The organism is Streptomyces sp. VTCC 41912, from assembly GCF_045799175.1.
Classification (GTDB): Bacteria; Actinomycetota; Actinomycetes; order Streptomycetales; family Streptomycetaceae; genus Streptomyces; species Streptomyces albulus_C.
On record NZ_JBJMAB010000018.1, the window covers coordinates 77,031 to 89,864 of the forward strand.

General features: G+C 74.0%; 8 protein-coding genes. 4 read left to right on the forward strand and 4 right to left on the reverse strand.

What is annotated here, in order from left to right:
- Nucleotides 1-174 precede the first annotated feature (174 nt).
- The 3 genes from ACJ6WD_RS23945 (at nt 175) to ACJ6WD_RS23955 (ending at nt 3,912) form a co-directional block, all read left to right on the forward strand.
- The gene (locus tag ACJ6WD_RS23945; protein ID WP_233659852.1) at nt 175-1,824 is read left to right on the forward strand and encodes a glycoside hydrolase family 13 protein; all 1,650 of its coding nucleotides are present in this window, start codon (nt 175-177) and stop codon (nt 1,822-1,824) included.
- A 25-nt stretch (nt 1,825-1,849) separates the two neighbouring features.
- Nucleotides 1,850-2,902: a LacI family DNA-binding transcriptional regulator gene (locus tag ACJ6WD_RS23950; protein WP_233659851.1), complete on the forward strand. Its 1,053-nt coding sequence runs from the start codon at nt 1,850-1,852 to the stop codon at nt 2,900-2,902.
- Between the two features lie 152 nt (nt 2,903-3,054).
- On the forward strand, nt 3,055-3,912 hold the full coding sequence (locus ACJ6WD_RS23955; RefSeq protein WP_376445010.1) for a phosphatase PAP2 family protein: 858 nt from the start codon (nt 3,055-3,057) through the stop codon (nt 3,910-3,912).
- 79 nt (nt 3,913-3,991) lie between these two features.
- On the opposite strand, the gene ACJ6WD_RS23960 is transcribed toward ACJ6WD_RS23955, so the two are convergent.
- Together ACJ6WD_RS23960 and ACJ6WD_RS23965 are read right to left on the reverse strand one after the other, a co-directional pair.
- Nucleotides 3,992-5,593, reverse strand: a complete 1,602-nt coding sequence (locus ACJ6WD_RS23960) for an amidohydrolase (protein ID WP_407616479.1) — start codon at nt 5,591-5,593, stop codon at nt 3,992-3,994.
- 135 nt (nt 5,594-5,728) lie between these two features.
- Complete coding sequence (locus tag ACJ6WD_RS23965) at nt 5,729-7,267, reverse strand: APC family permease (protein WP_233659849.1); 1,539 nt, start codon at nt 7,265-7,267, stop codon at nt 5,729-5,731.
- Nucleotides 7,268-7,450: 183 nt separating this feature from the next.
- Between ACJ6WD_RS23965 and ACJ6WD_RS23970 the strand changes: the two genes are divergently transcribed.
- Nucleotides 7,451-8,077, forward strand: coding sequence for a TetR/AcrR family transcriptional regulator (locus ACJ6WD_RS23970; RefSeq protein ID WP_233659848.1), 627 nt, complete (start codon nt 7,451-7,453; stop codon nt 8,075-8,077).
- 30 nt (nt 8,078-8,107) lie between these two features.
- Here the strand turns inward: ACJ6WD_RS23970 and ACJ6WD_RS23975 are convergent, their stop codons facing one another.
- Entirely contained in the window at nt 8,108-11,131 is a 3,024-nt protein-coding gene (locus ACJ6WD_RS23975) for a bifunctional [glutamine synthetase] adenylyltransferase/[glutamine synthetase]-adenylyl-L-tyrosine phosphorylase (RefSeq protein WP_376440380.1), read from the reverse strand.
- 52 nt (nt 11,132-11,183) lie between these two features.
- A complete protein-coding gene (gene glnA, locus ACJ6WD_RS23980; RefSeq protein ID WP_016576258.1) occupies nt 11,184-12,545 on the reverse strand; it encodes a type I glutamate--ammonia ligase in 1,362 nt (453 codons plus the stop codon).
- Nucleotides 12,546-12,834 lie beyond the last annotated feature (289 nt).

Here is a 12,834-nt window from a genome sequence, read left to right on the forward strand (position 1 = left end):
GCCGAAAACTTTCCGAAAGATGTTGCGAGATTTTTCTGCAAGAATTCTGGAAGCAGTTGCGGCGCCCTGGCCGGAACGCGAGCCGCCGGGGCCCTGGCGCACCGTCACCCGCCGCCCCTTGGAGCGTTGACTCCGTGGAAGCACCTTCGCCTCATGACCTGACAGGGACGGCAGATGACCCAGGAGCTCACTTCCCCCAGCCCCGCCCCCCAGGCCGCCGGACCGGACCGCGGGCAGGGATGGTGGCGCGACGCCGTCATCTACCAGGTCTACGTCCGCTCCTTCGCCGACAGCGACGGCGACGGCGTCGGCGATCTGCGCGGGGCGCGCGAACGGCTCCCCTACCTCAAGGACCTGGGCGTGGACGCCGTCTGGCTCACCCCGTTCTACGCGTCGCCGCAGGCCGACGGCGGGTACGACGTCGCCGACTACCGCGCCGTCGACCCGCTCTTCGGCGACCTCCAGGACGCCGACGCGCTGATCCGCGCCGCGCACGCGCTCGACCTGCGGGTGATCGTGGACGTCGTCCCCAACCACACCTCGGACCGCCACCCGTGGTTCCAGGACCCGGACCTGGCCCGGCAGCGCTACGTCTTCCGCCCCGGCAAGGGCGAGAACGGCGAACTCCCGCCCAACGACTGGGAGTCGGTCTTCGGCGGACCGGCCTGGACCCGCACCGACCGCGGCGACTGGTACCTGCACCTCTTCGCGCCCGAACAGCCCGACCTGGACTGGGAGCGGCCCGAGGTGCACGAGGAGTTCGCCGCGATCCTGCGCTTCTGGCTGGACCTGGGCGTGGACGGCTTCCGGGTGGACGTGGCGCACGGCATGGTCAAGGCGCCGGGCCTGCCCGACATCGGCCGCGGCGAACAGGCCCGGCTGATCGGCAGTCAGGTGCTGCCCTTCTTCGACCAGGACGGCGTGCACGCCATCCACCGCGCCTGGCGCCGGCTGCTGGACGGCTACGGCGAGGCGAGCGGGCGCGAGGTGATCGGGGTCGCCGAGGCGTGGGCCCCCAGCAGCGAGCGGCTGGCCCTGTACGTCCGCCCGGACGAGCTCCACCAGGCGTTCAACTTCCAGTTCCTGAGCACCCCGTGGGACGCCGGGGCGCTGCGCGGGGTCATCGACTCCTCGCTGGCCGCCACCGTCGCCGTCGGTGCCCCCACCACCTGGGTGCTCTCCAACCACGACGTCGTCCGGCACACCACCCGCCTCGGCGGCGGTCTGGCCCGGGCCCGCGCCGCCACCCTGCTGATGCTGGCGCTGCCCGGGTCCGCCTACCTCTACCAGGGCGAGGAGCTGGGGCTGCCGGAGGTCACCGACCTGCCGCCCGAGGCGCGCCAGGACCCGGCGTTCTTCCGCGGCCGCGTCGGCGGCGACGGGCAGAGCGGCGACGGCTGCTCCGGCGCCAGCGGCCAGGACGGCTTCCGGGACGGCTGCCGGGTGCCGCTGCCCTGGGACGGCACCGCACCCCCGTACGGCTTCGGGCCGGGGGGCAGTTGGCTGCCGCAGCCCGCCGACTGGGGCCCGCTGAGCGTCGCGGCGCAGACCGGCGACCCGGCCTCCACGCTGGAGCTGTACCGCGGCGCGCTGGAACTGCGCCGGCGCCTGCCGGGCCTGGGCGACGGGGAGATGGCGTGGCAGCCGGCCCCCGAGGGCGTCCTGGCGTTCCGCCGGCCCGGGGTGCTGTGCACCGTCAACACCCACGCCGGGGAGGCCGAGATCCCGCTGCCCGGGGAACTGCTGCTCGCCAGCGCCGCGGTGACGACCGGCGACGGCACCGCGGTGCTGCCCGGGGACAGCTGCAGCTGGTGGGCAATCTGACATGCGCCCGGTACAGTCCAGTGCCATGACCGCCCGGCTGGCCGACCTCGCAGCGCAGGCGGGTGTCAGCGAAGCCACCGTCAGTCGGGTGCTCAATGGGAAGCCCGGCGTCTCCGCCACCACCCGCCAGTCCGTGCTTGCCGCACTCGACGTGCTCGGGTACGAGCGGCCGGTGCGGCTGCGGCGGCGCAGCGCCGGCCTGGTCGGACTGATCACCCCGGAGTTGGAGAACCCGATCTTCCCAGCGTTCGCCCAGGTCATCGGGCAGGCCCTGACCCGCCAGGGGTACACCCCGGTGCTGGCGACCCAGACCCCGGGCGGCTCGACCGAGGACGAGCTCACCGAGATGCTGGTGGACCGCGGGGTGGCCGGCATCATCTTCGTCTCCGGACTGCACGCCGACACCGACGCCGACATGGGGCGCTACGAGCAGCTGCGCGGCCAGGGCGTGCCGTTCGTCCTCATCAACGGCTTCTCCGACAAGGTGCAGGCGCCGTTCGTCTCCCCCGACGACCGGACCGCGGTGGAGTTGGCGGTGACCCACCTCACCGCGCTGGGCCACCGGCGGATCGGGCTGGCGCTCGGACCGAAGCGGTTCGTGCCGGTGCAGCGGAAGATCGAGGGGTTCCTGCGCTGCGTCCAGGAGCAGCTGGGCCTGGACGCGGCCACGGCCGCGCCGCTCGTCCAGCACTCCCTCTACACCCTGGAGGGCGGGCAGGCCGCGGCGGCCGCGCTGATCGAGCAGGGCGTGACGGCGATCGTGTGCGCCAGCGACATGATGGCGCTGGGCGCGATCCGGGCGGCCCGGCAGCGCGGACTGGACGTGCCGCGGGAGATGTCCGTCGTGGGCTTCGACGACTCCCCGTTGATCGCGTTCACCGACCCGCCGCTGACGACGATCCGGCAGCCGGTGCAGGCCATGGGGCAGGCGGCGGTGCGGGCGCTGCTGGAGGAGATCGGCGGCACCCCGGCGCCGCACAGCGAGTTCGTCTTCCACCCGGAGCTGGTGGTGCGGGGGTCGACGGCCTCGGCGCCGAAGGCGGCGAAGGCGCCGCGGCCGCTGCGCGCCGCACGGTGAAGGGGTGCCCCGGGCCCGCAAGGGGTGCGGGGCGGCCCGCCGGCCCCCGTCCCGTAGGGGGATTCCCGTCCTCCTCCAGGTCGAGCCAGGGGGCCGTTTACCCGACTGGAGGATGATCGGGCGCACGTCCCTTTCTGGCAGACTGTCTGCCTATGGGTGATGCGCATGTGAGGACTCTGGACGACCTGTCAGCCGCCCCGCCAGCCAGCGGGGAGCCTGCGGACCGTCCGGCGGTCAAGGGGCGACGGGTCCGGTTCCGGGCCCCGCGCGCACCCCGGCTCTGGTTCGAGGTCCTGCTGATCGCGGTCAGCTACTGGGTCTACTCGATGATCCGCAACGCGGTGCCCGAGCAGAAGGCGCAGGCACTGCGGAACGCCGACTGGATCTGGCGCGCCGAGCACGCCCTGGGCATCGCCGTCGAGCACACCGTCAACCACGCCGTGAACTCCGTGACGTGGCTCATCGTCTCGATGAACTACTACTACGCGACGCTGCACTTCATCGTGACGATCGGCGTGCTGATCTGGCTCTACCGCTGGCATCCGGGGCGGTACGCGGCGGCCCGGCTGGCGCTCTTCGCCACCACCGGCGTGGCCCTGGTCGGCTACTACTTCTTCCCGCTGGCGCCGCCCCGGCTGATGCCGGACGGCGGCTTCGTGGACACCGTCGTGCAGCACGGCACCTGGGGCTCGATGGCGTCCGGGAACCTCGCCTCGATGTCCAACCAGTACGCCGCGATGCCGTCGATGCACATCGGCTGGTCGCTGTGGTGCGGCCTGACCATCGCGCTGCTGGCGAAGCCGGTCTGGGCCAAGGTGCTGGGCCTGCTGTACCCGGCGACGACGCTGTCCGTGATCGTCTCGACCGCCAACCACTTCTGGTTGGACGCGTTGGGCGGGGTGCTGTGCCTGGCGTTCGGCTACGGGCTGGCCCTCGCGTGGTACGGACGGCTGCCGCACCGGCTGGCGCGGCACGTGGGGACGGCGGAGCTGGCGCCCCTCGGGGCGTGACCCGGCCCGGGGTGTGACCCCGGGCACGGTGCGGCGGCGGGCCGCGGGCGGAGGGTTCGCCCGCGGCCCGTCGTCGTGGCTACCGCTCGGCGCGGTGGGTGAGGTGGCCGCCGGTCATGGTCACGAGGACCGGGGCGGTGGCCACCTCGTCGGCCGGGGCGGTGACCGGGTCGACGGCCAGCGCGGTCAGGTCGGCGCGGAAGCCGGGGGCGATCCGGCCGGCCTCGGCCTCCTCGCCGACCGGCCGGGCCGCGTGCGAGGTCAGGCCCTCCAGCGCCTGGAGTCCGGTCAGGGCCTGGTCGGGGGTGACCGGCTGCGTGTCCGGGTGGCCCGCGGGGCGGCGCAGCCGGGCGGTAGCCAGGACCTGGCGGGGGTCGTGGTGCGCGATCGGCCAGTCCGAGCCGAGGACCAGGACGGCGCCGGCGTCCCGCAGGTCGCGGCAGCGCCAGGCCCGGCCGGCGCGTTCCGCACCGACCCGCTGGGACCAGGCGTCGGTGTGGTCGGCGCGGGTGTAGTGGGTGTGGGTGGGCTGCATGGAGGCGGCGACGCCGAGCCGGGCGAACCGCGGGAGCTGGGAGTCCGGGACGGTCTCGATGTGCTCGATGCGGTGCCGGTGGCGGGCGCCGGGCCGGTCGGCGCCGAGCAGTTCGACGGTGTCCAGGACGTGGCGGACCGCGGCGTCGCCGATGGCGTGGGTGGCGGTGCGCACCCCGGCCCGGTCGAGGTGGTGGACGGCGTGGGTGTAGGCGGCGGGGTCCGGCCAGAAGGCGTCGGTGCCCTGGCCGTGGCAGTCGGGGCGTTCCAGCCAGGCGGTGCCGCCCTCGACGGTGCCGTCCATGAAGAACTTCACCCCGCCGATCCGCCAGTGGCGGCCGGCCCGGCGCTGCAGGGCGACCAGGTGGTCCAGGCCGTCGGTGTCGATGCCGGGCATGCACCAGGGGGCGAGCCGCAGCCGGACCGGGAGGGGGCCGTCCGCCTCGATGGCGGCGAGGAGTTCGGGGGCGTCCTCGTCCTCCATGTCCATGACGTGGGCGCCGGTCAGGCCGGCCGCGGCCATCTCGTGGAGCAGGCCGAGCAGCCGGGCGCGGCGGTCGGCGGCCGAGGGGCGGGGCATGGCGGGCAGCACCAGGTTCGTCGCGGCGTGCTCGACCAGGTGCCCGGTGGGGCGGCCGGTGTCGTCGCAGACCACGCTGGCGCGCTGGGCGAAGGCCCGCGGCCCGGTGATCCCGGCGGCGTCCAGGGCCCGACCGCTGGCCAGCGCCGAGTGGCCGTCGTAGAGGCGGAGGAAGGCGGGGGCGCCGGCCAGCGCGTCCTCGATCAGCTCGCGGTGGACGGGCCGGTCGCCGAAGACGTTGTGGTCCAGGCCCCAGCCGGTGAGCCAGGCGCCCGGGGGCAGTGTCCGGGCGGCGGTGGCGAGGGCCGCGCGCAGTCCGTCGAGGTCGCGGACGGCGCTCAGGTCGAGGCCGGTGGCCATCTCGACGCCCCAGACGGGGTGGCTGTGGCCGTCGGTGAGGCCCGGGACGAGGGTGGCGCCGGCCAGGTCGACGATCTCGGTGGTGGCGCCGCGCCAGTGCCGGACGTCCGCCGCGTCGCCGACCGCGACGATCCGCCCGTCCTTGACCGCGACGGCCTCGGCCCAGGGGCGGGCGGGGTCGAGGGTGCGGACCCGGGCGCCGGTCAGGACGGTGTCGGCGGCGGTGCGCGAACTGCCGGAAGGGGTGGGCGGGGTGGGCGGGGTGGCGGGGGTGGACGGCACGGGGAGCTCCTCGGTGCGGGCGGTTGGCGGGGCCGGTCCGGCCCCGGGCGGGTCGGCGGGTCAGCCGCGGGCGGCGGCCTCCTCGGGTGCGGCGGCGGACGGGCCTGCGGGGGCCGGCTCCGGGTCCGCGTCCGGTTCGGCGGCGAAGCCCGCGTAGACCGCGGGGCGGGTGCGGCGGACCCGGCGGGCCAGGAGGAGGCCGACGGCGAAGGCGGCGGGGACGGCCAGCACCAGGGCGGCGTTGGTGGCCAAGCCGGCGCCGGTCATGATGTCTATCTTGGCGATGACCAGCCACAGCGCGCCGAGCATCAGCACCGTGGCGGCGATCGGCGTGACCTGGGTGCGCAGCGCGCCCTCCTGGTGCCGGAAGCGGCGGAAGTACAGCGGCACCGCGATCGCGGTGAGCGCCTGGAGCGCCAGCAGGCCCAGCATGCCGGGGGTGTTCATCCACAGCAGCAGTTGGGTGTACGGGTCGGCGCCGGCCAGGGCGAAGCCGAGCACGACCACGACGGCGAGGACGCTCTGCACCGCGCCGGCGGCGTACGGGGAGCGGTGGCGGGGGTGGACCCGGCCGAGGACGGGGGGCAGCACCCCTTCCTGGGCCATGGCCAGGCCGTAGCGGTTGATCGCGTTGTGGAAGGCCAGTTGGGAGGCGAGGATGCTGGTGATGATGAACAGGTGCATCAGGTCGGCGGCCCAACTGCCCACGTAGCGGGTGGTGGCGGTGAAGAAGAGGCCCGCGGGGTCCGCCAGGGCGGCCTGCACGATGCGGTCGGCGCCGTACGCCTGGATGACGATCCAGATCGTGAAGGCGTAGAAGAGGCCGAGGAAGGCGACCGCGATGTAGGTGGCGCGGGGGATGGTGCGGCGGGGTTCGCGGGCCTCGTGGCGGTAGATGGCGGTGGACTCGAAGCCGGTGAAGGCGGCGAAGGCGAAGGCCAGGACGGCGCCGGTGCCGGGGACCAGGACGTGCTGCGGGGTGAAGGAGTCCAGTGCCAGGCCGTGCGCGCCGCCGTGCAGCAGGACGCCGCCGGCGAGCAGGGCGAGGATGCCGGTCTCGGCGACCAGCAGGACGCCCAGCACCTTGGCGCCGAAGTCGATGCTGCGGTAGCCGAGGAACCAGATGACGACGACGCCGGCGAGCGCGATCGGCGGCCAGGGGACGTGGATGCCCCAGAACGCCTCCAGGGCGTCCTGGGTGGCCGTGGCGAGCAGGCCGTAGACGCCGATCTGCATGCCGTTGTAGGCGAGCAGCGCCAGGGTGGCGGCGCCGAAGCCGGCCGGGCGGCCCAGTCCGCGGGTGATGAAGGCGTAGAAGCCGCCGCCGTTGCGGACGTGCCGGGCCATGGTGGTGAAGCCCACCGCGAACAGGGCCAGGGTGGCGCCGGCCAGCACGTAGCCGACCGGGGCGCCGAGGCCGCCGGCACCGAGGGCGATCGGGGAGGTGCCGGCCATCACGGTGAGCGGTGCGGCGGCGGAGATGACGAAGAAGGCGATGTCGGCGACGCCGAGCGTGCCGCGGCGCAGCGTGGCGGCGGCCGCGTCGGGCGGGGCGGTCTGCTGCGGCGCCCCGTTGGGGGACCCGGACTCTACGGCCATGGCTCGGTTGCCCTTCTGCGACCTGGACAGGGGAGAGGGAGCGGCCGTGCGCGTACGGGGGTGTGACGGCAGGGTGACCGCGGAGGGAAAGAAACCTAAAGCCTTTCGGTTTTTGGGACCGTACCCGCCGCCGTACGATTCGGGAAGACCCCGTGACGGGGACTTTCGCCGGGAGGGGACACCATGGGGCGGCCGCGGAAGGCCCTGCTCGACCGGGCGCGGATCGGCGCGACCGCACTCGAACTCGTCGACGAGAAGGGCGACTTCAGCGTTCCGGAGGTGGCCCGGCGGCTCGGCGTGCAGACCGCCTCGGTGTACCACCACGTGGACGGCCGGGCCGGGGTGATCGAGCTGCTGCGGGAGCGGGTCACCGACGCGATCGACCCCGACGCCCTGGCGGACGCCCGCTGGGACGTGGCGCTCGCCGCCTGGGCACACTCCTACCGCGCCGCGTTCGCCGCCCACCCGCGGACCATCCCGATGCTGATGACCTCACCGATCCGGGCGCCGAAGGTGCTCGCCCACTACGACCGGGTGGCCGGGCTGCTGCTCGACGCGGGCTTCGCGCCGGAGGGGGTGATGGCGGTGATCACCGGCCTGGACAACCTCGTCCTCGGCTCGGCACTGGACATGTCGGCACCGGACCCCATGTGGGAGGTCGCCGCCGGGGCCGACGCGCCGCGGCTGGCGGCGGCCCAGGACGCCAGCGCCCCGGACCGCGCCGACGCCGCGTTCGCCCTCACCCTGGCCGGGTACCTCGCGCACCTGCGGGCGCTGCTGGGCGACCCGACGGCCCCCCACGACCGGTAGCCGCCGCCCCCGGGCCCGCCGAGACCCGCGTCAGGCCCCGTAGAACAGCTCCTCGACGACGGCGCGCGCCCGCCGGGTGATCCGCCGGTAGTCGTCGACCATGTCCCCGACGTGCCCCTCCTCGTAGCCGAGGTAGCGGCCGACGGCGGCCAGCTCCCGGCCGTCCGCCGGGAAGGTGTCCCCGGGCCGGCCGCGCACCAGCATCACCGCGTTGCGCACCCGCGCCGCCAGTACCCACGCCTCGTCCAGCGTCCGGGCGTCGTCGGTGTCGATCAGTCCGGCGGCGTGCGCGGCGGCCAGCGCGTCCCGGGTCCGGGTGGTGCGCAGTCCCGGCAGCTCCCAGCCGTGCCGCAACTGCATCAACTGGACCGTCCACTCCACGTCGCTCAGGCCGCCGCGGCCCAACTTGGCGTGCGTGGTGGGGTCCGCGCCGCGGGGCAGCCGCTCGGACTCCATCCGCGCCTTGAGCCGGCGGATCTCGCGGACCGCGTCCTCGCCCAGCCCCTCGGCGGGGTAGCGCAGCGGGTCGATCAGCTCGACGAACCGCTCCCCCAACTCGACGTCGCCGGCGACCGGTTCGGCCCGCAGCAGCGCCTGCGCCTCCCACACCAGCGACCACCGCCGGTAGTACGCCGCGTACGAGGCGAGGGTGCGCACCAGCGGACCCGACCGGCCCTCCGGCCGCAGGTCCGCGTCGATGAGCAACGGCGGGTCGGCGGAGGGGAGTTGGAGCAGCCGCCGCATCTCGTTGGCGACCGCGTGGGCGGCCTTGGCGGCCTCCTGCTCGTCGGCGCCCTCGCGCGGTTCGTGGACGAACAGCACGTCGGCGTCGGAACCGTAGCTCAGCTCGTGGCCGCCGAAGCGGCCCACCCCGATCACCGCGAACCGGGTCGGCAGGGTGTCGCCCCACTGCTCGCGGACGGCGGCCCGCAGGGCGCCGGCGAGGGTCGCGGCGTTGACGTCGGAGACCGCCGAACCGACCGCGTCCACGGCGTGGCCGTGGTCGGTCTCGGCCGGGCTGGACTCGGTGCCGTACGCGCCGATGACGTCGGCGGCGGTGGTGCGGAACAACTCCCGGCGGCGCACCCCGCGGGCCGCCGCCACCGCCGCCTCGGCACCGTCGGCGCGGCCGACCGCGGCCAGCACCTCCTGTTCCAGGGCGGCCCGGCCGCGCGGCTGGAGCCCGTCGGCGGCCCCCAGCAGGGCGACCGCCTCGGGAGCGCGCAGCAGCAGGTCGGGGGCGAGCCGGCCGGCGGACAGCACCCGTGCGAGGTTCTCCGCGGCGGCGCCCTCGTCCCGCAGCAGCCGGAGGTACCAGGGGGTCTTGCCGAGCGCGTCGGAGACCTTGCGGAAGTTCAGCAGGCCGGCGTCGGGGTCGGCGGAGTCGGCGAACCAGCCGAGCAGCACCGGCAGCAGGGTCCGCTGGATCGCCGCCTTGCGGCTCACCCCGGACGCCAGCGCCTCCATGTGCCGCAGCGCGGCGACCGGATCGGCGTAGCCGAGGGCCTCCAGGCGGTGGCCGGCGGCCTTCGCCGACAGCCGGACCTCGCCGGGCTCCAGGTGCGCGACGGCGTCCAGCAGCGGCCGGTAGAACAGCTTCTCGTGCAGCCGGCGCACCTCGCGGGCGTGCCACTTCCACTCCCGGCGCAGCGAGGCGACCGGCTCGGTGCGCAGCCCCAACGACCGTGCCAGGCGCCGCAGTTCGCTCTCGTCCTCGGGCATCAGATGGGTGCGGCGCAGCCGGAACAACTGGATCCGGTGCTCCAGCGTGCGCAGGAAGCGGTAGGCGGCGTCGAGCGCGGCGGCGTCCTGGCGGCCCACGTAACCGCCGGACGCGAGCGCCGCCAGCGCGTCCAGGGTGGTGGCGCTGCGCAGCGTGGCGTCCGTGCGGCCGTGCACCAACTGGAGCAGCTGGACGGCGAATTCGACGTCCCGCAGCCCGCCGGGCCCGAGCTTGAGCTCGCGGTCGACCTGGGCGGCGGGGATGTTCTCCACCACCCTCAGGCGCATCTGGCGGACGTCGGTGACGAAGTTCTCCCGCTCGGCGACGTCCCACACCATCGGCGCCAGCGCGTCCACGTACTCCTGGCCCAGTGCCAGGTCACCGGCCATCGGGCGGGCCTTGAGCAGCGCCTGGAACTCCCAGGTCTTGGCCCACCGCTGGTAGTAGGCGAGGTGGCTGGTCAGGGTGCGCACCAACGGCCCGTTGCGGCCCTCGGGGCGCAGGTTGGCGTCCACCGGCCAGATGGTGCCCTCGGCGGTGCTGTCCGAGCACAGCCGCATCATCCGGGCGGCGAGCCGGGTCGCGGCCTGGAGCGCCTTGGCCTCCTCGGCGCCCTCCCGCGGCTCGGCGACGTAGATGACGTCCACGTCGGAGACGTAGTTCAGTTCCCGGCCGCCGCACTTGCCCATGCCGATGACCGCCAGCCGGCACTGCGCGGCGTCGCCGGGCTGCTCCTCGTAGGCGATCTCCAGGGCGGCCCGGACGGTGGCGGTGGCCAGGTCCGCGAGCTCCGCCGCGGCCTCCGCGACGTCGGTGGTGCCGCACACGTCACGGGCCGCGATACCCAGCAGGCAGCGGCGGTAGGCGGCGCGCAGCGCGTCCGCGCGCGGCCGGTCGGCGCCCCGCTCGCCCCAGATGCCGTCGGCGAGCGCCTGCTCGAACTCCGGGGTGGTGGGGTGCAGGTCGACGGACTCGTAGGTGACCAGCGACCGCCAGTCGTCCGGGTGCCGGACCAGGTGGTCGCCGAGCGCCTCGGACGCGCCCAGCACGCCCAGCAGCCGGTCGCGCAGCGGCTTGGCGGCGGCGACCGTGGCCAGCAGCTCCTGCTGCTCGGCCGGCTGGAGCGCCTCCACCATCCGGAGCAGGCCGCGCAGCGCCAGGTCGGGGTCGGACGTGCCGCCGAGCGCTTCGAGGAGCACCGAGTCGTCGCGCACGGAGGCGAGTTCGGGGGCGTCGAGCAGCGTGCCGGCCGCCGAGGGGTCGGTGAAACCGTGCCTCAGCAGCCGGGCGAAGGTGCTGCTCCGCCGTCCCTGCGGGGCGGGTAGTGCCATGGGGCGGCCTCTCGGTGGCGGGTCGGCTCGGACACGGGGCGCGGGTCCGGGCTCAGAGCACCGGCAGCATCTTCCGCAGCTCGAAGGCGGTGACCTCGGAGCGGTACTCCTCCCACTCCTGTTTCTTGTTGCGCAGGAAGAAGTCGAAGACGTGCTCGCCGAGGGTCTCGGCGACCAGTTCGCTGCGCTCCATCAGGTCGATGGCCTCGCCGAGGTTCTGCGGCAGCGGCTCGATGCCCATGGCGCGGCGCTCGGAGTCGGACAGCGCCCACACGTCGTCGTCGGCGCCGGCCGGGAGTTCGTAGCCCTCCTCGATGCCCTTCAGGCCGGCGGCGAGCAGCACCGCGTAGGAGAGGTAGGGGTTGGCGCCGGAGTCGACGGAGCGGACCTCGACGCGGGTGGAGCCCATCTTGCCGGGCTTGTACATCGGGACGCGGATCAGCGCGGAGCGGTTGTTGTGGCCCCAGCAGATGTACGAGGGGGCCTCGCCGCCGGCGCCCGCGGTGCGGTTGGCGCCGCCCCAGATGCGCTTGTAGGAGTTGACCCACTGGTTGGTGACGGCGGAGATCTCGCCGGCGTGCTTGAGCAGACCGGCGATGAAGGACCGGCCGACCTTGGAGAGCTGGTACTCCGCGCCCGACTCGTGGAAGGCGTTGCGGTCGCCCTCGAAGAGCGAGAGGTGGGTGTGCATGCCCGAACCCGGGTACTCCGAGAACGGCTTGGGCATGAAGGTGGCCTGGACGCCCTGCTCCAGCGCGACCTGCTTCATCACCAGCCGGAAGGTCATGACGTTGTCGGCGGTGGAGAGCGCGTCGGCGTAGCGCAGGTCGATCTCCTGCTGGCCGGGGGCGCCCTCGTGGTGGCTGAACTCCACCGAGATGCCCATCGACTCCAGCATGGTGATCGCCTGCCGGCGGAAGTCCATCCCGACGTTCTGCGGGGTGTGGTCGAAGTAGCCGGAGGAGTCGCCGGGGATCGGCCGGGAGCCGTCCACCGGCTTGTCCTTGAGCAGGAAGAACTCGATCTCGGGGTGGGTGTAGAAGGTGAAGCCGAGGTCGGAGGTCTTGGCCAGGATGCGCTTGAGGACGAAGCGCGGGTCGGCATACGAGGGCGAGCCGTCCGGCATCAGGATGTCGCAGAACATCCGGGCCGTGCCCGGCGCCTCGGCGCGCCACGGCAGGATCTGGAAGGTGCCGGGGTCGGGCTTGGCGATCATGTCGGACTCGTAGACGCGGGCGAAGCCCTCGATCGCGGAGCCGTCGAAGCCGATGCCCTCGTCGAACGCCTGCTCCAGCTCGGCCGGGGCCACCGCCACCGACTTCAAGAACCCGAGGACGTCGGTGAACCACAGCCGGACGAAGCGAATGTCGCGCTCTTCCAGCGTCCGGAGCACAAACTCCTGCTGCTTGTCCATGGTTCACCAATCCTTGCAGGTCATATGGCCTGTCCACGCGCGGGGATCATCGCGTTCCGGCCCACCAGTATCACGTCAGGGGGTTACCGTCACATTACGCACCCTTGGCCTGAATCAGAACCGCCGACCCGTGACCCCCTCCTCGGTTCCTTCCCGCATCTTCCCCGCCGCGACCAGGGTCAGCGCACGGCGACCCGCGAAGCGAGGGCCTTGGCCCACTCTTGGACGCTCCGTGAGCCCTCGTTGACCCGGTGTTGAGCGCTCCGTGTGCCGATGTTCGGCCGGTAAG